This is a genomic window from Massilia putida, from assembly GCF_001941825.1.
In the GTDB taxonomy this organism is placed as follows: Bacteria; Pseudomonadota; Gammaproteobacteria; order Burkholderiales; family Burkholderiaceae_D; genus Telluria; species Telluria putida.
In genome coordinates this window covers 5,470,835-5,488,431 of record NZ_CP019038.1, presented here as the reverse complement: position 1 = coordinate 5,488,431, position 17,597 = coordinate 5,470,835, and the positions used below count along the sequence as shown (strand labels likewise).

Genomic DNA, 17,597 nt, shown 5'->3' with positions numbered 1-17,597 from the left:
CAGGGGAGCTGGCGGGACCGCTCCCTAGGGAAGACACACTGCTTCGCTCCCGCTGAGCCCGCTGGATCCCCTCAATAAACCCACGAATAAACCCAAGCAGCCTCATCGCTTGCGTGCAATGAGGCTGGACGTTAAGGCACGCGATCATGCCGGGCTCGACCGTCCGCGTTCGCCCCTAAGCTGCCGCTGGAACGCGTACCTGGTACTCCGATTTCGCGGGGGTTCTATTCGTGGTCGCAGGCAATCCCCTGATAAATGAGAGCCAAGACCAAGTAACGCCAGCTTGCTGATTGAGCGGCTGTACTAAAGCTGTTTGCACATTCGTCACAACTTTAAAGTGGACTTCCCCCAGTTCACTAGACAAATCCCGACCTCACGCTGAGGCGCGTTCAAAGGCCTCTGGGCTAACGTGGCCCAGATGACTGTGGCGCCTGGTTCGATTGTAAAAGACTTCGATGTAATCGAAGATGTCGGCCCGGGCCAGATCCCGGGTTTTGTAGATACGCTTGCGGATGCGCTCCTTTTTCAGGCTACTGAAGAACGACTCAGCGACAGCATTATCCCAGCAGTTGCCACGCCGGCTCATGCTCGATTCGAGATTGTTGGCCGTGCAGAAGCGCCGCCAGTCGTCGCTACCGTACTGGCTGCCTTGATCTGAATGTACGAGCACAGGTTTTTTGGGTTTTCGCCGCCAAACTGCCATCAGTAAGGCATCGATCGCTAGTTCGCGCGACAAGGTAGGTTTCATTGACCACCCTACGACCTTGCGAGAAAAAAGATCGACCACGACTGCCAAATAAAGCCAGCCTTGCCACGTGCGGATGTAGGTGATCTCGGTGACCCAGGCCTGGTCAGGCGCGTCCACGGTAAATTCTCGATTCAGCCGATTCGGAGCGATGATCGAAGGGCGTCCAGCAATCTTTCTGGGAGCCTTGTAGCCGCGGATGGCCTTGATCTTATTGACTTGCATGAGCCGCGCCACACGGTTGCGGCCGCAGGTCTCGCCGGCTTCGCGCAGATCGCCAAAGACGCGGTTGGCGCCGTAGACGCCACCGCTTGCCGAATACGAATGCCGAATTGCTTCGACCAGGCGAGCATCTTCCTTGGCGCGCTCCGATATCGGCTGATGCAGCCATTGGTAAAAACCGGCTCTTGCCACCTTCAAAACGCGGCATATCAACACGAGCGAAAATTCGTGCCGATGCTCGTTCATGAACCGGTACTTTACTCGGGCTCCCTGGCAAAGTACCGTGCGGCTTCCCTAAGAAACTACATGTGGCTGCAGGTCGAAACCGAACTGCGCGGCGCGTCGATGGAGCTGTTTGATGACGCGATCGCGGTATTGCTGCTCGTAGTGATCCGCGCCTGGGTCGCGGTAATCCATGCCGTAACGCATGGCGTTATAGAACAGCACGGCAATCTTGCGAGCGGTGGCAGTGACGGCCTTGGCGTTACCGATACGGCCAGCAAGGCGCCGATAAAATGCGCCGAGCGCGGTGTTGCTACGGCCTACGGTCACTGCTGCAAGCCTGAGAGCTACGGTAACCCGACTACTGGTTTTGCGGGTATGCGCCGATAGTTGCGTATTCCAGACCAAACTGGACACCCATTCCACGGCAAACTGGACACTGATTCCGCGGCAAACTGGACACCCGTTCCAGCGCAAACTGGACACTGATTCCGCTCCAAACTGGACAGTTTGAAGCGGGCCGAAGGGGCTGGCGGCAAGGGATAACTGTGGCACTCTCGCGGATTTTTCCGGGAGGGTTGCTTGACCAACAAAAGGTTATCCATGCGCAAAATCCATGAAGTCCTGCGGCTGCATTTCGAGCACGGCCGCTCCAAGCGGGAGATCGCCCGCATCATCAACGCCTCGCCGACCACCGTGTCGGACTACCTGGCCCGCGCCAAGGTGGCAGGCTTGCCGTATCCGATGCCGGCGGATCTTGACGACGCCGCGCTTGAGTGGCGGCTGTTTCCGCCGAGCGAGCCATCGTCAGTGAAGCGTCCGGCGCCGAACTGGCTGACGGTGCACAACGAGCTGCGCCGCAAGGGCGTCACGCTCGAGCTGCTGTGGCAGGAGTACAAGGTCGAGCAGGCCGACGGCCTGCAGTACAGCGCCTTCTGCGACCACTACCGCCGCTGGCGCCAGCAGCTGACGCTGTCGATGCGCCAGACCCACACGCCGGGCGAACGGCTGTTCGTCGACTATGCCGGCCAGACCGTCGGCGTCACCGACGGCGCCACCGGCGAAATCCGCGACGCGCAGATCTTTGTCGCCGTACTGGGCGCGTCGAACTACACCTATCTCGAAGCCACCTGGAGCCAGCAGCTGCCTGACTGGATTGGCAGCCACGTGCGCGCGCTCGAGTTCTTCGGCGGCTGCACGGAGCTGTGGGTACCGGACAACCTGCGCAGCGGCGTGACCAAGGCGTCGCGCTACGAGCCGGACCTCAACCCGACCTACCACGACCTGGCGGAGCACTACGGCGTGGCCGTGCTGCCGGCACGTGCCCGACGTCCGAAAGATAAAGCGAAGGTCGAGAACGGCGTGCTGGTGATCACCCGTTGGGTGCTGGCGCGGCTGCGCCACCAGCGCTTCTTCAGCCTCAACGAGCTCAATCGCGCACTGCGGACCCTGCTGGCCGATGTGAACCAGCGGCCCTTCAAGAAGCTGCCGGGCTGCCGCGCCAGCGCCTTTGCGGAGATGGACCAGCCGGCCCTGCGTCCGCTGCCGCAACGGCGCTACGAGTACGCCGAATGGAAGGTGGCCCGGGTGGGCATCGACTATCACGTCGAGATCGACGGGCACTACTACTCGGTACCATGCCAGCACGCGCGCGCCCAGGTGGACGTGCGCGTCACCAAGATGACCGTCGAAATCTTCCAGCGCGGCCAGCGCATCGCCAGCCACGCCTACTGCACCGTCAAGGGCCGCCATACGACGATCGACGCGCACATGCCCGCGGCGCACCGTGAAGTCGCCGGCTGGAACGCCACCACGCTGACGACGCGGGCCGCTGCGATCGGGCCGCGTTGCGCGGTGCTGGTTGAGCGGCTGCTGCATCAGCGGCGTCATCCCCAGCAGGCTTACCGCAGCTGCCTCGGCGTGCTGTCGTTGGGCCAGCGATATGGCGTCGAACGCCTGGAGGCGGCCTGCGCCCACGCCCTCAAGCACGGTGCGGTGAGCTGGAAGAGCGTGCAGGCCATCCTCAAGAACGGACTCGACCAGCAACCGCAGGGCGTGCAGCGCACGCTCGACTTGCCCGAGCACGAGAACCTGCGCGGCGCCGCCTACTACCAATCGCATCAGCTGCACTGACATCGCGAATAAACGATATAAACAATTTATGCATTGAACGCGGAAGCTGCGCCCCCCCGGGCGCGCTCTGCAACCATGAAAGGACGTACCATGTTGCATCATCCCACCCACGACAAACTGACGCGCCTGAAGCTGTTTGGAATGGCGCACGCCTTTGCCGAGCAGAGCGCACTGGACCTGGACCATCTGACTTTCGAAGAGCGTCTCGGCCTGCTGGTAGACCATGAAGTGACCGAGCGCGACGGGAAGGCACTGGCCCTGCGCCTACAGCGCGCCAGGCTCAAACCCAACACAGCCGCCGAGGACATCGACTACCGCCACCCGCGTGGCCTCGACAAGGCGCTGTTTCAGCGCTTGCTGGCCGGGCAATGGCTGACTGACAGGCAGAACGTGCTGCTGACCGGCCCCACCGGCGTGGGCAAGACCTGGCTCGCATGCGCGCTGGCACACCAGGCCTGCCGCCAGGGCTACAGCGCGTACTACGTGCGCTTGCCGCGCCTGCTCGACGAACTGGGCATTGGCCGTGCCGACGGGCGCTATGGCAAGCTGCTCAAGCAACTGGCCAGGATCGACACGCTCGTGATCGACGACTGGGGCCTGGCTGTGCTCGACGATGCCCACCGGCGCGACCTGCTGGAAGTGCTCGACGACCGCCACGGAACCCGCTCGACCATCGTGACCAGCCAGCTGCCCATCGAGCACTGGCATCCCGCCATCGGCGACCCGACCCTGGCCGACGCCATCCTTGACCGGCTCGTCCACAACGCCCACCAGCTCAACTTGAAAGGAGATTCCCTGCGAAAAAAACGGGCCAATTTGACAAGACCAGCTCATCAGGAGTAAAACCCGAACCTCGACCCCGTGCCGTCACGCCCCGAGTGTCCAGTTTGGCCTGGAACAGGTGTCCAGTTTGCGCTGGAATGCGTGTCCAGTTTGCGGCGGAACGGGTGTCCAGTTTCGGCGGAATACGCACCGATAGTACCTTTCCGCCGCTGATCTTGCAGCCGGGAGACAACGTCAACCATGAAGTGAAGTGCTTGGCACTTCGCCAGCGCGTCATGTCTGTGCCGCACTCGCCGATCAGGCGCAAGGCCAGAAAAGGACCAATTCCATGAATCTGGGTCAGGTCCGTGCCAGCCAACTGGTACATTGCCGAGCGGACGTCGAAGTTGGGATCACTCGGCTGTCTGCTGCGGTGCCTAGCTTTCGGTAACGGTGCCTCGGGCATCTCTTTGCCAATGTTAAGTCCGGCTACGGCACGTTCAATCTCGACATCGCATTCATCGATACATTGCTGGTAGAAATCGTAGAGCCCGAGGGCCTGCTTCAGTGCAAACAGATGCTCAGGTTGATAGTTACCGACAAGGGAATTACGGATTGTCTCGACGTTTTCCTTGCAGCGGACGTCGCGCATCGCCGCAAGCTTGTCTGGATCTCGCTCGCCTGCCACGATGGCTCGAACGATCTTCATCCCGGTGGCGCCCGTGATGTCAGAGATCACATGGTGCAACTGGATATTCATGTACGTCAGCGCCTTCTGCATATGTTGAATATGGGCAGCGGCGTAATCTGTGTGGCGTTCGCGGGCACGCAGATATGCTCTGAGCTCGGCGATATCTCGCCCTGGACGAAAGCTTGCTCTCAGCAGTCCACAGGCGTGCAAACGCTGGAGCCATTGTGCATCGTTGACGTCGCTCTTTCGGCCCGGCACCGCACGGGCCTCTCGCGCGTTCGCCAGAATGACCTCCAGTCCTCGGGACTCAAGTACCTCATATGCAGCAACCCAATAGACGCCGGTCGATTCCATTGCCACTGTTCGGGTACCCGTCGAGATCAGCCAATCGGCCATTCGCTCGAGATCACTGGTAAAAGCCTGGAATGTTTGAACCGGCTCACCACAAAGATCCGGGCTCACGGCTACGACATGAAATCGCGAACCGATATCGATGCCGGCTGCGAATGGATGAATGATCGGTAACCCTGCCGGCTTTGCTGGCGCACGAGCTTTTGACATGATCCCTCCTGAAGAAAACGCAGGACGGGGACTCGGATTTGATCAATTTCCTAAACGGGGTCGCTTGACAGCGCCGCCACAGATGAGTCCGCAGCTTCCCCTGGGCCAGGTTTTTTGACGGGGTCTACGCCTCCAAGAAGCTGACGGCCACGGTCTCTGCGCATAGCCAGTGTACTCGCCCCAAGTTTCTATTCATAAGGGCCACGGATAACCGTGTGGGGCGGTTTTTTAGCAAATCGCGCTCCTCTTCCAGACGTCGCATCTGGGAGCGTAGCCGCAAAATCTCGCTTTTCGCTTCGATCAGTTCGGCGCTTTGCTTCTCGTCCTTCGTCGGCATCACTGCCTTGACCCACTTGTACAAACTATGGGCCGACACCCCAAGCCGGGCCGCAACCTCAGGAACGGGGTAGCCCCGTTCAACGACTTGGCGAACTGCTTCTTCCTTGAATTCCGGCGTGTAACGCTGTGTACTCATTCATTTCTCCTATGCTCAAATCATAGGCCAGAAATGTCTACCGGAGTGGGGAGGTCCACACGCCACCACACCCAGAAAACGGACGATCACGGCAGGATTACCGATACCGTGTCGATCAGCGAACGTCCTGCTAGCGTCGAGGATCGTGCGGTCCCTGGACACTGGGAAGGCGACCTGCTCTTTGGCAGCCACAACAGTCAAATTGCTACGCTCGTCGAACGCCAGACACGCTACGTGATGTTGGTGAAGGTAGCGAGCAAGGATACCGAATCAGTCGTCAACGCGCTTATCGCAAATGCCCGAAAACTACCTCAGGAGCTCTACAAATCACTGACGTGGGATCGAGACAAAGAACTGGCCGACCACAAGCGCTTCACGCTGGACACCCATATCCAGGTGTATTTCTGCGATCCCCATCAGCCTTGGCAACGCGGCTCAAACGAAAATACAAACGGGCTGCTGCGGCAGTATTTTCCGAAAGGGCTAGACCTGTCCACATATTCCCAGGAGAATCTAGACGAGATAGCCAGGCGGTTAAACGAGCGTCCACGGAAAACCCTCAACTATCAAACGCCAGCACAACGATTCCATGACTGTGTTGCGTCGACCAATTGAATGCGCAGCCGATTGCAGACGGTCCGGTCAGCGTAGCAGGTTGATCACGTGAAAAGTCTCTCCGACTGCCACGAACTTCCGCTTCCGACCCAGAGCAGGCGGTCGAGAAGCTGTCCAGGAGCTACAGGCATAGGTTGCTAGTCAGCAGCCTTTTTGCGACGCTCGTCGTAAATGTGTTTTTGGCCCGCATAGAAAAGCAGGGCTGCGCCGAACCAACCCACGCAAGCTAAGAGTTGTGCCTTGTCACCGCCATGCATGACCTCCCAACTTTTTAAAGCTGCCAAAAACAGGGACGGCATAGGAACAATAAACCTTGCGTATTGCTGAAAGAATCTCATGTTCATGGTCCTGCTCACGGATGGTGGAAGTGCCAAAGTCTAACATCGCGGGCTGCTTGAAAATGCATGTCTTATAACATCCACCAATGACCGCTCCTGGCCGAACCCGGCCGTTCGGGCCAGCATAGCAGGTTGCCGTCGCGGAAAAATCACGGAGTGTCACGACCGGCCGCTACCGACCCATTGCAGATATTACCGCATGAGCTAAGCGGTGTTACCAAGCGGTGTCACCTCTGCCGATTGCTTGCGCCCTGCCTTGACGAGAAAAAAACCGACTGCAAAACCCGCTCCTGCAAGTCCCCAGACGATGGCGGCCACGATCTCGAAGGTGTTCCGCAGTTCAGGGTGAGCAATGGCGAGCACCGGTAGCAGGAGGGCACGGACGATGCAGATTGCTGCCATCGTGGCCAGGCCAACGCTTTGCAGCGGTGGGCGTCGAACCAATCCAAGGGCTGACGCGGCGTAATGGCCACATGCGCCCATAAGCCCGGCAATGACAAGGCCGCTCACAGGCGCAAGCAACGTCCCGGCCTTATATGACGCGACGACGCTCGGGGGCGCATTGAAGAATGTGAGCCACGACAGCCCCGCAAACAACGCACCCACATGGATCACAACGCCGGACAAGGAAATAAACACAGCGAGTGCTACCAGGAGTCGTGCGATTTTCATGGTATGTGTCCTGAATTATAGGGATGGGCCAAGCAGATAACGTCCGCTTGTGGCCCAGGCCGTGTAAAAACGCAGGCCCAGGTAAACGGAACCGGCCCAGTAAACGTTGAGTCAGTATCTCATCAATACGGATGCGACATGAAGCGCTTTATCGAAGGCGAGAATCGAGGACAGGGCACGCTGCTGCCCGAGCTCTTGGACGACTACGTTGCCGAGGACAACCCGGTACGCGTGGTCGATGTCTTCGTTGAAGAGCTGGACCTTGGCGGGCTTGGATTCAAAGGTGTGCAGCCTGCGAAAACGGGGCGGCCCGCTTACCACCCGGCCGTGCTTCTGAAGCTTTACATTTACGGCTATCTCAATCGTATCCAGTCGAGCCGGCGACTCGAACGTGAAGCCCAGCGTAACGTCGAATTGATGTGGCTGACACAGCGCCTGAGGCCCGACTTCAAGACGATAGCGAACTTCCGCAAGGACAACGGCAAGGCCATTCGCAATGTCTGCCGCCAGTTCGTTGTGTTGTGCCAGCAGCTGGATTTGTTTTCGGACGCGGTGGTCGCGATCGACGGCAGCAAGTTCAAGGCCGTCAACAGCAGCGACCGCAACTTCACTGGCGCAAAGCTCAAGCGCAGGATGGAGGAGATCGAGGCCAACATCACTCGCTATCTGGCAGAGCTCGACACGGCCGACCGGCAGGAACCTGCTGCCATACAAGCGAAAACTGTCCGTCTCAACGACAAGATCGCGTCGCTGAAGGAGCAGATGACCAAGCTCCGCGAAATCGAAGCGAAGCTGGAAGAGACAGGGGAAACGCAGATTTCGCTGACCGATCCGGACGCTCGCTCGATGATGACACGGGGCAGCGGCATCGTCGGCTACAACGTCCAAACCGCAGTCGACACCCGGCATCATTTGATCGTCGAACACGACGTGACAAACAACGGTAGCGATCGCGATCAACTGTCCGGGATGGCCAAGAAGGCGCGCACAGTCATCGGCACACCGATACTGACCGCGATTGCCGACCGTGGTTACTTCAAGGGTGAGGAAATCCTTGCGTGTCACGAGGCCGGAATCTTCGCCCTGGTGCCACCGACGAAGACCTCGGGCGCCAAGGCCGACGGGCGATTCGACAAGGCTGACTTCATTTATGATCCGCACAAGAACGAGTACCGTTGTCCGGCAGGTGAGGCACTGATCTGGCGTTTTGCGACTGTCGAGAAAGGCATGACAAACCACCGGTACTGGAGCTCGAATTGCCAGGGGTGCCCGCTCAAGGAAAAATGCACGCCGAGCCCGAATAGACGTGTAACGCGATGGGAGCACCAGACCGTACTTGACGATATGCAGACGCGTCTCGAACAAAGCCCCGACGCCATGCGAATTCGGCGCTCCACGGTCGAGCATCCATACGGAACGATCAAAGCGTGGATGGGATCGACGCACTTCTTGACGAAGGGCCTTGAACGCGTGAAGACCGAGATGAGCCTGCACGTGCTTGCCTATAACCTCAAGCGATTGATGGCACTGCTCGGCATCGCCGCGATGATGGATGCGATCAGGGCGTATGCCCTTTTTCTGCGGCGATATGGCCCACTCCGGGCAATTATTTTGACCACCTTACCTGGAAGGCTGAGAAGCAGGTTTGGCGTGACTGGGGCTCTCGCCCCGTGCTAAAACCGGCTTCTCGCGGCCCCGATATTCTGCCTTTTGTTTTCACACAGCCTGGACCCAGAGCAGACGTTGCATCAGACCGGATATGAGAACGTCGTTACTTGGATAAACGGTTGAACCCGTAGACGAAATCCATACGGAGGAGCATCGGCATGGTCGTATCGTCCTCCAAATGACTTCGCAGCAGAGAACTCGATAGACGTACCTTGGTAGTCCCGTACAACACGGGCGCCCGGGCACTCTAGCAAGTTGAGACGGACTAACGGCTCCACCATTCCCTCACAGGTCAACAGTAGCTCCACATCGCCATCAAGCGGCCAGATCGACAGCTGCAAGGAAACTGATCCTCTTGTGACGAGATATCGATAGGAAATACCGTATTCCTCCTCGACAGGCACCACCTCAAGCGCCTCTAGGAAATCCAACGGCTCCCATGAAAAGTTCGGCATATAAGCTCATCTCATCAATTTACAACGATTGCTCTTGGCCGATTCCGATCCTTCCGCTGAGACCGCTTTCGACCCAAAGCGGACTAAGCGATCTTGAAAGCTTCCGTCGAACTCCCGGGCCAGAGGACGATGTACTTTTCGGAGCGTAGCTCTCGGTAAGCAACGCCAACTTTGTGCAGTAGAGATGCGTCGGAAAGTAGCGATTTAGCCCGCTCGAACGTCGCGACCGGATCAGCGGTAAGAACGAATACGTTCATCTCTCCGCTGCCAATGTCGTGTCCGTCTACCTCTGCTATCGGCTCTACGATTCGCTGTAAATTGTCTTCGAGAGTGACCAGCGAGTCAAAGTCGAGAATCGCGTTCCCTTTGAACTGGAGAACAAGTTGGTAGTGCATGCCTTCCTCTTCGCTGGGTTAGGTTTTCGTCCGCTTATGGCCGATCTCGGCTGTTCATTGTACGGCAGCAGTCGACCTGGCGGGAACAGTCACGCAGGCTCATCCGGTTCTCGAGCCGTCTTACTTGGACTTTCACCAATGCCACTTTTTCGGCTCACCCACCAATATGAAAGTCCGCCTAGGAATCCAGATCCCAGATAATTCAAGGAATAATAAAGATCAGATTCCACCCAGTGAACTGATGAGAACGGTTGAGAGAGCTCTATCCAAAACGGTATGGCACAAACGAATCCAGCCATTCCGAATTGCCACCAGCGCACTAGACGAAGCTGCAAAAAAATAAGCGTGAGGGGCAAACCGAATATGATTGCCGTAGCTATCGCTACAGGAAACCCAAAGAGCCAATATATCGGCAACGCACACCAGATCTTCGTGCCATTTACAAGTCCAATGCCACAGGTGGAACAGGTCGCCGCAGTTACACCGATAACGGCAGCAGACACAAGCATTGAGACAGGCTTCGGCGTTGGACGCATCGGTTCTCCCTGTTTGTACTGCGCATCGTGACAAATACCGTTCAGAAATGTCCGCTTGTGGCCGACTCCAGCCGGTCGAGCCAGCATAGCATGTTGCCCGGGCGGAAAGTTCACGGACTGCCACGACAGTTACGAAAGCATACGTTCTGCCAAAGCGAAGACGAGAGGTACCGCTGCGATGGAGACCAACACATACATCCAACTAGGGTGTGCAAAATTGAGTGTCCATCCCATCATGGGCGTCGCTTTAGGCACGATTAGCCGAGTGTCGCGTTTGCTCGAATAGAGGCCGAGCGGCCCGCGCCAAGTCCAATTGGCTGGGTTACGCCACTCCATTTCATTAATGTCGTCTTGTTTCATTCGCTGCCACCTCGAATCGCATCGACTGATGAAATCCTACGCTTGGCTACCGTAAAAGTAGTGTAAAAACTACCCTCAGACCCTTGCCGGAGGACTGCTCCTGGCCGAGTACAGACTTCACACCCCGCTGCGCTCGGTGATCAAGCTTCATTCACTGGATACGAAACTCATCGAGCGTCTTGCCCTTCGCAAAAGTAGCGTAGTCAGTGATGAATTGGGCATAGCCAATCTGCTGCTCCCCATCGTAAAGTCCAAAATTGAGGCTATTCTCGACTGCGTGACGCACAGTCGTCTCATCAACACCTGCATCCCAAGTGCTGCGGGTGAGGTTGTCATGGATGACTCCAAACTGCAGCAAGGCGTTATCAGTAGAAAGCAGGTAGTTCTCTTTGGTCCAGTTCATAAACATCTCGATTTTAGTATTTGCGAGCCGATTATGCGGTTTGCACTAAGAATTAGTGCACATATCAGTCGACCGAAGACAAAAGTGCACGTGGCCGTCCGCTTCTGGCCGTTGTCGGCGGTCCAGACCAGCATAACAGGTTGCCAGCGCGAAAAAGTCACGGACTGTCACGACAGACCGGAACCGACCCATTGCGGACGCACGCGTACCTCGGCTGCGAGATTGTCTTCGGCTGCTATCTAATATTAATATTCTCACGCACCATCCCATTGCTTTTGGCCGATCTCGGTCTTCGACGCAGCATAGCAGGTTGCCAATCCCAACTGTATCAAACCAGTCCATGTCGGCGAGAGGCTGCACGCCAAGCCATTGGAGTGCACCATTGATGGCTCCGTCTGAAACGGTAACGAGCGCATCGCTACCGGTCGCTGGAATATGGATGTGAGCTTGCCTGACACTTCCGCCGAAAACCTCTGCCTCAACGGTGCTGCAGGGCTTCCGCAGGGTCATGCAGCGATTTAATAGCGTCGGCATTCTGTTCGAGCCACCGTTCTTTCGCCGTTAGTTCCTGTTCAATCATACGCATACCGCACGCCGACACGTATTTTCGAAACGAATACGATTCTCATCGATAAATTTGATTTACGGGGCAGGCCTACCCCGGGGATTTTAGGCAGGATCTTCGTGTACATACGCCGAGAGCGCGAGAATGCGAGAATACGAGAATTCGATTCTTCACGAATTATTTCATAAAAGGGGAATCGTGGGAACACCCCGAGGGTTTTACGCAGACTCTTCGCACGCATATGCCGAGAGCGCGAAAATACGAGAATGCGAGAATGCAATTCTTCACGAATTATTTCATAAAACGAAATCCTGGGAAAAGGAAGCGGCAGGTGAATGAAATGTAAAATTCTCAATTGACAATCGTTCCAAATTCGAGTTACATTCCCATCGAACACAGCATTTCCTTTAATCTATTTAATAAACAGATACGTGCCATTGGCACGAATGGACTCGCGCATGTTGACCGCATTTTGTAATGTAATTCTCAAGGATGAGATCGCTTCATTCTCCGATTTAGATATCTTGCGCCGCGAACTCACCGTGGCCTACATGGCGCCTCCCAGCAACTGGGATATTCCGCAACGTGCGGTGATCTGGCGTGAGAATCCGTTTTCCGCCTTCGCGTCGATGCCGGCCTACAGTGAGCGGGATCAACTCTTCATCTGCAAAATCGGTGCGATCGTTCCGCAGCTGGCCGAGGTCGGAATCACTTCCGGCAGCATCATCGTAGCGATCTCGGCGCTGGACGGTTCGTTGCTCGCGATCCTGGACGGCACTGCCGTCACCAATCTCAAATGCGCGGCGGTGGCCGCATTGGTGACCGAGCACTGCGCACCGCGCGACAGCCGTGTACTGGGGCTGGTCGGCGCAGGCGTGCAGGCGTTGCAACAAGTGCGCGCGGCGCTGTCGGTGCGCGACATCGAGCGGATTCAAGTGTATTCACGCACCGCCGCGCGTGCCACCCGGTTTGTCGAGCAGGCGCGCCAGCTCGCGCCATCGGCCGAGTTCGTGGTTTGCGACTCACCAACGCAGGCGATCGCAAATGCCGACGTGCTGGTCACCGCGACGACCTCGACACTGCCGCTGATCGAGTCGCTGGACGCGGTGCGGCCCGATGTGCACATCAACTGCATGGGCGCGCATACGCCTCAATCACGTGAGATCGCATCGTCGATCCTGCGTGACTCGTGCGTTATCGTCGAAGACAAGATGACCGCGCTTAGCGAAGCCGGCCCTGATCACGAGCATGCGATCAGCATCGGCGAATTGCTGGCAGCGAAATCGCCGCTATCGCAACAACGAACCATCTTTGCTTCGACCGGCCATGCGTTGCTGGACCTGGTTGCGTCGCGGCATGTCATGAGCAACACGCAAGCACTCAGTAACGCCAATCGATAAGTCTTGTTACCCAACACTATAGGGAGATGCAGTTATGGGCAAGTTCGCCAACATGGAAAAAGTCATCGCGCTCGGCGAAAAAAGCTGGAGAGCCGGAGCCGAGCATGGTCTTGTGCAGGTACGTACGACCAAAGGCGATAATGGTCAGTTGATCCTCGACGGGCATGCGTTCACCAACATGGTGTCGTGCTCCTATCTTGGGTTGAACCGGCATCCGGCAATCCTGCGCGGCGCCATTGACGCGATCGAGCGCGAAGGCGTGCTCAACCATTCGGTTTCGCGCACCCGCATCGCGCCGGCCCTGCTCAGCGAGGCCGAGGATGCGATGTCGCAGCTGTTCGAATGCGAGGCTTATCTGACGCCGTCGTGCTTCGTGGCCTCCGCCACGGTGCTGCCGTTATACGCCTCCGGCCACCTCACCGAGGGCAAGAAGCCGGTCGTGGTGTTCGACAAGCGCTGCCATTTCTCGATGACCATCATGAAAGCCTCGTGCGGTGACGAAACCGAGGTCGTGACCATCGATCACAACGACATGGTCGCGCTCGAAGAGCTATGCAAAAACCACGAGAAAGTGGTCTACGTCTGCGACGGCGCCTACAGCACCGGCGGCGTCGCGCCGATCCACGATATCGTGCGCCTGCAGAACACCTACGGCCTGTATCTGTACATTGACGATTCGCATTCGATCTCGGCGTACGCGCCGCGTGGTCACGGTTACATGCGTCCGGCGTTCGGTGCGCTTGGCGATCGCACCATTATTTCCGGCTCGCTAGCCAAGTCGTTCGGCGCGATCGGCGGAGTGATCCTAGCCGGTTCGGCGCGTATCCGCGAACTGTTCGATTTCGCCAACGGCCCGACCGGCTGGTCCCAGCAGTTCAGCGTGCCCGGCATGGGCTCGGCACTGGCCACGGCCAAGCTGCACCTGACTAGCGAAGTCGCCGATCTGCAGGGCCGATTGCAGGAGAACATCGCCTATTTCGATTCGCGCCTGGCTTCCAAGGACGCCGGCAACGGCCTGCCGATCCGCTTCGTCGAGGTGGGGGAAGCCGAAGCCGCAATCGAGGCCTCACAGCGCATTCTGGCGCGCGGATTCTACGTGTCGGCGATCTTCTTTCCGATCGTGCCGCGCGGCAAGGCCGGCTTGCGCATGATGATGCGCGCCGACATGAGTCGCGAGCAAATGAAGGAATTCTGTGACGCCATCGAGGAAGCCATCACGCGACCAATGGCGCACGAGCCCGCACTGACTGCCTGAAAGGACATTCCATGAGCGCGAGTCGGTCAAACACATCGAGCAAGGCCATCGTATGGAGTCGCGGCGCATCGAGCGCGGCTACTTTCGTGCTGATGCCCTATCTGCCCGTGTGGCTGCTGGCCGAGGCGGGGATGAGCGCAGCCTCGGTCGCGCTGGTGGCTGGCATCGGTATCCTGGCGATCCGTGCCGGCGGCTTGTTCGCGATCGTGTTGCGGCGGGTGATCGGCCAGCGTGCGCTGCGTGGGTGTTACTTCGGCGCGGCGTTGGCTTTGGCGGTGCTGATCGGACTACGTCCATTGTTGTTCACGCAGGTTCTGCCGCTGGCAGCACTGGTGGCCGTGTTCGGTGTGTTGCTGGCATGTGCCAATGTCTCAACCAAGTCGGCGCTGGCCGAAGCGACCTTACCGGCACAGCGGCTGGATGCATTTGGGCATCTGAACCGCTTCATCAACGCGGGCGCGGGCCTCGGTGCGATCGCCGGCTCCCTGCTGGTCAGCCGGCAGCCGCTGGCACTGGCCGCCCTTGCACTGGCATTGCTGCTTGTCGCGGCGCTGATCGCACTGAAGGCCGACACCTCGCCAGCGTCTCAAATGCCGGCTGCAGCGGAGAGCGCGGCATTGCCGCGTGCATGGCTGCAGCTGTTATCGGAGCGGTTCGCGTTTCTGATCCTGACCAGTTTCTTGTTTGTAGGCGCGGCGCAGTACTTCTCGTGTCTGCCGGTGTATGTGCGCGATACAGGTGCGGAACCTTACATCGGTTATCTGTTTGCGTTGAACGCGGCGATTATCGGCTTGTTCCAGGGGCAGATCCTCAAGCGCGTTGCAGCTGTGCGCAGTGGCGGGGCCGGGCCACAACTGTACCGGTTGTCGGCGGCGTTATTGTCGGTCTCGGTCCTGTTGCTGTGCCTGGCGCCCACCGCTTACTGGTGGATGCTGTTCATCGCGTTGGTTGTATTCACTTTGTCTGAAGCGCTGTGGGCGCCGCTGCTGGACGTATGGACCGCAGAGATTTTCGCCGGTCGCAATCTGACCTCGGCCTACACCCTGACCTCGCTGGTCTGGGGCGGGATGGAAGCGCTCGGTGGCGCCTTGAGCATCCGCTACGCCGCCGCGTATGCACCGGGCCAAGTCGAGAGCATCGCAGTGCCGGTATTGGTGACGGCGGCGGTCATCGTTTTCAGCGCTTTTTTCGCGCCAATGGCGTTCGCGCGAATCGCCGGTCCGGCCGGGCAACCGGCGCATTGAAAATCACAGCGCAGCAGATGCGCGTGCAATGGAATGAAATTTCACATGATGGAGAGCTGCAATGTCGTCGCGTTCGTTCGTACGGGTTGAACAGATCGGCCATGATGGCGCGGTGCGCAGGTTGCGGCTTGATCGGCCCGAGCGCGCCAACGCCTATCATCAAGTCTTGCTGACCGAACTGGATGCGGCTCTGAACGAAGCTCGCGCCGATGCCTCGGTCAAAGCGATCATCGTGACCGGGAGCGGCGACCGCGCGTTCTGCTCCGGTGCCGACCGCGACGAGTTACGTACGCGCGGCGCCTTGGACGGCATCGAGTTGTTCAGCCGTGAAGTCTTCGACCGGCTCGCCGAGTTGCCGTTGCCGACTGTCGCCTGCATCAATGGTGCCGCGATCGGCGGCGGGCTGGAACTGGCGCTGGCCTGCGATATCCGCGTGTGCAGCGCCGAAGCGAGATTCGCCCTGCCCGAATTGTCGCTGGGTCTCACCCCGGCAGCCGGTGGCGTACGCAGGCTGCCGGGCTTGATCGGTCACGCTCGCGCGGCCGAAATCATTTTGTTCCAACGCATGCTCGATGCCGTCACCGCGCAGTCCTGGGGACTGGTCGCGGAATGCGGCGGGGATTACCAGGCGCGTGCGCTGGCATTGGCCGAAACCGCCGCCGGGCTCGACCCGATGGCCTTTCGGCTCGGGAAAATCCTGCTTGCGCAAGAACAGCAGCGGGCGCAGGCAGATCTGGAGTCACTGGCCCAGGGACTCCTTTACGAGCGAAATCAACATAGGACGTTTTCATGACCAACGTATTATCCGCCCCACGCGTGCTCAGTATCGCCACCACCAACCCGGGTCAGGCCTATACGAACGATCAGCTGATCGATCTGTTCGACGTCACTGACAGCAAACTGGTCAGGCTATTCCGCAATTCGCGGATCAGCAAGCGCTATCTGGACCTACCGCAGGCCAGGCCGAACGGCCGCATCGAGGCCGAAAGCAGCGCTGAGCTTGCCGCCAAACACAAACGCGGAGCGGTAGCCGCCGGCGTGGAGGCGACGCGGCGCGCGCTGGAAACCGCCGGCTTGCGGCCCGATGATCTCGACTACATCGCCTGCGTGACCTCGACCGGCTTTCTGTGCCCCGGCCTGTCCGCGTACGTGGCCAAGGAGCTTGGCTTGCGCCCGGATGTGCACCGCCTGGACGTCGTTGGCATGGGCTGCAGTGCCGGACTCAACGGTATGCAGCCGTTGGTCAACTACTGCAGGCTCAATCCAAGCCGGCACGCAGCGCTGGTGTGCGTGGAGATATGTTCGGCCTCCTACGTCTTCGACGGTACGATCCGCACCGCCGTGGTCAATTCTCTGTTTGGCGACGGCGCCGTCGCGGCGATCTTCGGACCACGCGGCGAGTCTGCACCGGTCGGCCCCGAAGTCCTGGATTTCCGGTCGCATGTGATCACCGATCACATCGACGCCATGCGTTTCGATCATGTCGACGGCAAGTATTCCTTCTACCTGGATCGCGACATTCCTTACGTGATCGGCGCCAACGTCAGGTATCCGATCGAGGGACTGCTGTCGCGTCACAACCTGCGGATACGCGATATCGCGCACTGGATCATCCATTCTGGCGGTCGCAAGGTCATCGATTCGATCAAGTTCAATCTCGGTTTGTCCTCGCATGCGCTGCGGCATACCGAAAGCGTGCTGGCCGAGATGGGTAATGTGTCCTCCGGGTCGTTCCTGTTCTCGCACCGGCGCCTGCTGGAAGAACAAGTGACCGCGCCTGGCGACTACACGGTAATGATGACGATGGGGCCGGGCGCGAGCATCGAGTGCTGCCTGGCCCGTTTTTGAGCTAGATCCGGCGCGATTCCCGGATGCAGACC

General features: G+C 58.7%; 12 protein-coding genes and 5 pseudogenes. 10 read left to right on the top strand and 7 right to left on the bottom strand.

What is annotated here, in order from left to right:
* Positions 1-373 precede the first annotated feature (373 nt).
* A pseudogene (locus BVG12_RS26580) lies at positions 374-1,255 on the bottom strand (IS3 family transposase); the annotation flags it as partial.
* Between the two features lie 18 nt (positions 1,256-1,273).
* Between BVG12_RS26580 and BVG12_RS34745 the strand changes: the two are divergent.
* The 3 genes from BVG12_RS34745 (at position 1,274) to istB (ending at position 4,165) form a co-directional block, all read left to right on the top strand.
* Positions 1,274-1,579, top strand: a complete 306-nt coding sequence (locus tag BVG12_RS34745; protein WP_179966243.1) for a hypothetical protein — start codon at positions 1,274-1,276, stop codon at positions 1,577-1,579.
* 213 nt (positions 1,580-1,792) lie between these two features.
* A complete protein-coding gene (istA, locus tag BVG12_RS26570) occupies positions 1,793-3,322 on the top strand; it encodes an IS21 family transposase (RefSeq protein WP_075791334.1) in 1,530 nt (509 codons plus the stop codon).
* A gap of 90 nt (positions 3,323-3,412) precedes the next feature.
* Complete coding sequence (gene istB, locus BVG12_RS26565) at positions 3,413-4,165, top strand: IS21-like element helper ATPase IstB (RefSeq protein ID WP_075795022.1); 753 nt, start codon at positions 3,413-3,415, stop codon at positions 4,163-4,165.
* Positions 4,166-4,295: 130 nt separating this feature from the next.
* On the opposite strand, the pseudogene BVG12_RS26560 reads toward istB, so the two are convergent.
* Positions 4,296-5,336, bottom strand: a pseudogene (locus BVG12_RS26560) (IS110 family RNA-guided transposase); the annotation flags it as partial.
* A 226-nt stretch (positions 5,337-5,562) separates the two neighbouring features.
* Positions 5,563-5,811: pseudogene (locus BVG12_RS26555) on the bottom strand (transposase); the annotation flags it as partial.
* 51 nt (positions 5,812-5,862) lie between these two features.
* Between BVG12_RS26555 and BVG12_RS26550 the strand changes: the two are divergent.
* Positions 5,863-6,426, top strand: a pseudogene (locus BVG12_RS26550) (IS30 family transposase); the annotation flags it as partial.
* A gap of 137 nt (positions 6,427-6,563) precedes the next feature.
* On the opposite strand, the gene BVG12_RS26545 reads toward BVG12_RS26550, so the two are convergent.
* Positions 6,564-6,764: a hypothetical protein gene (locus BVG12_RS26545; protein WP_075795020.1), complete on the bottom strand. Its 201-nt coding sequence runs from the start codon at positions 6,762-6,764 to the stop codon at positions 6,564-6,566.
* 204 nt (positions 6,765-6,968) lie between these two features.
* Complete coding sequence (locus BVG12_RS26540; RefSeq protein ID WP_075795019.1) at positions 6,969-7,436, bottom strand: hypothetical protein; 468 nt, start codon at positions 7,434-7,436, stop codon at positions 6,969-6,971.
* Positions 7,437-7,574: 138 nt separating this feature from the next.
* Between BVG12_RS26540 and BVG12_RS26535 the strand changes: the two are divergent.
* Positions 7,575-9,002 (top strand): annotated as a pseudogene (locus tag BVG12_RS26535) (IS1182 family transposase); the annotation flags it as partial.
* 640 nt (positions 9,003-9,642) lie between these two features.
* Here BVG12_RS26535 and BVG12_RS26525 read toward each other — a convergent pair.
* Entirely contained in the window at positions 9,643-9,954 is a 312-nt protein-coding gene (locus tag BVG12_RS26525) for a hypothetical protein (RefSeq protein WP_075795017.1), read from the bottom strand.
* 1,047 nt (positions 9,955-11,001) lie between these two features.
* Positions 11,002-11,253, bottom strand: a complete 252-nt coding sequence (locus tag BVG12_RS26515) for a hypothetical protein (protein ID WP_156895746.1) — start codon at positions 11,251-11,253, stop codon at positions 11,002-11,004.
* A gap of 1,023 nt (positions 11,254-12,276) precedes the next feature.
* Between BVG12_RS26515 and BVG12_RS26510 the strand changes: the two genes are divergently transcribed.
* The 5 genes from BVG12_RS26510 to dpgA all read left to right on the top strand — a co-directional run bounded on the left by BVG12_RS26510 (position 12,277) and on the right by dpgA (position 17,565).
* Positions 12,277-13,218: an ornithine cyclodeaminase family protein gene (locus BVG12_RS26510; protein ID WP_169926839.1), complete on the top strand. Its 942-nt coding sequence runs from the start codon at positions 12,277-12,279 to the stop codon at positions 13,216-13,218.
* Between the two features lie 34 nt (positions 13,219-13,252).
* On the top strand, positions 13,253-14,473 hold the full coding sequence (locus tag BVG12_RS26505) for an aminotransferase class I/II-fold pyridoxal phosphate-dependent enzyme (RefSeq protein WP_075795014.1): 1,221 nt from the start codon (positions 13,253-13,255) through the stop codon (positions 14,471-14,473).
* 11 nt (positions 14,474-14,484) lie between these two features.
* Positions 14,485-15,717, top strand: coding sequence for an MFS transporter (locus BVG12_RS26500; RefSeq protein WP_083685440.1), 1,233 nt, complete (start codon positions 14,485-14,487; stop codon positions 15,715-15,717).
* A gap of 61 nt (positions 15,718-15,778) precedes the next feature.
* Positions 15,779-16,510 (top strand): enoyl-CoA hydratase/isomerase family protein, encoded by a 732-nt coding sequence (locus BVG12_RS26495; protein WP_075795012.1) that lies wholly within the window; start codon positions 15,779-15,781, stop codon positions 16,508-16,510.
* On the top strand, positions 16,507-17,565 hold the full coding sequence (gene dpgA, locus BVG12_RS26490; protein WP_075795011.1) for a 3,5-dihydroxyphenylacetyl-CoA synthase DpgA: 1,059 nt from the start codon (positions 16,507-16,509) through the stop codon (positions 17,563-17,565). The genes BVG12_RS26495 and dpgA overlap by 4 nt, the downstream gene beginning before the upstream one ends.
* The last annotated feature ends 32 nt before the right edge of the window (positions 17,566-17,597 follow it).

What these genes read in the sequence shown, in the direction of transcription:
- BVG12_RS34745 (WP_179966243.1), top strand. Translation starts at nt 1,274, where the DNA reads ATGTGGCTGCAGGTCGAAACCGAACTGCGCGGCGCGTCGATGGAGCTG.
- istA (WP_075791334.1), top strand. Translation starts at nt 1,793, where the DNA reads ATGCGCAAAATCCATGAAGTCCTGCGGCTGCATTTCGAGCACGGCCGC.
- istB (WP_075795022.1), top strand. Translation starts at nt 3,413, where the DNA reads ATGTTGCATCATCCCACCCACGACAAACTGACGCGCCTGAAGCTGTTT.
- BVG12_RS26545 (WP_075795020.1), bottom strand. Translation starts at nt 6,764, where the DNA reads ATGAGATTCTTTCAGCAATACGCAAGGTTTATTGTTCCTATGCCGTCC.
- BVG12_RS26540 (WP_075795019.1), bottom strand. Translation starts at nt 7,436, where the DNA reads ATGAAAATCGCACGACTCCTGGTAGCACTCGCTGTGTTTATTTCCTTG.
- BVG12_RS26525 (WP_075795017.1), bottom strand. Translation starts at nt 9,954, where the DNA reads ATGCACTACCAACTTGTTCTCCAGTTCAAAGGGAACGCGATTCTCGAC.
- BVG12_RS26515 (WP_156895746.1), bottom strand. Translation starts at nt 11,253, where the DNA reads ATGAACTGGACCAAAGAGAACTACCTGCTTTCTACTGATAACGCCTTG.
- BVG12_RS26510 (WP_169926839.1), top strand. Translation starts at nt 12,277, where the DNA reads ATGTTGACCGCATTTTGTAATGTAATTCTCAAGGATGAGATCGCTTCA.
- BVG12_RS26505 (WP_075795014.1), top strand. Translation starts at nt 13,253, where the DNA reads ATGGGCAAGTTCGCCAACATGGAAAAAGTCATCGCGCTCGGCGAAAAA.
- BVG12_RS26500 (WP_083685440.1), top strand. Translation starts at nt 14,485, where the DNA reads ATGAGCGCGAGTCGGTCAAACACATCGAGCAAGGCCATCGTATGGAGT.
- BVG12_RS26495 (WP_075795012.1), top strand. Translation starts at nt 15,779, where the DNA reads ATGTCGTCGCGTTCGTTCGTACGGGTTGAACAGATCGGCCATGATGGC.
- dpgA (WP_075795011.1), top strand. Translation starts at nt 16,507, where the DNA reads ATGACCAACGTATTATCCGCCCCACGCGTGCTCAGTATCGCCACCACC.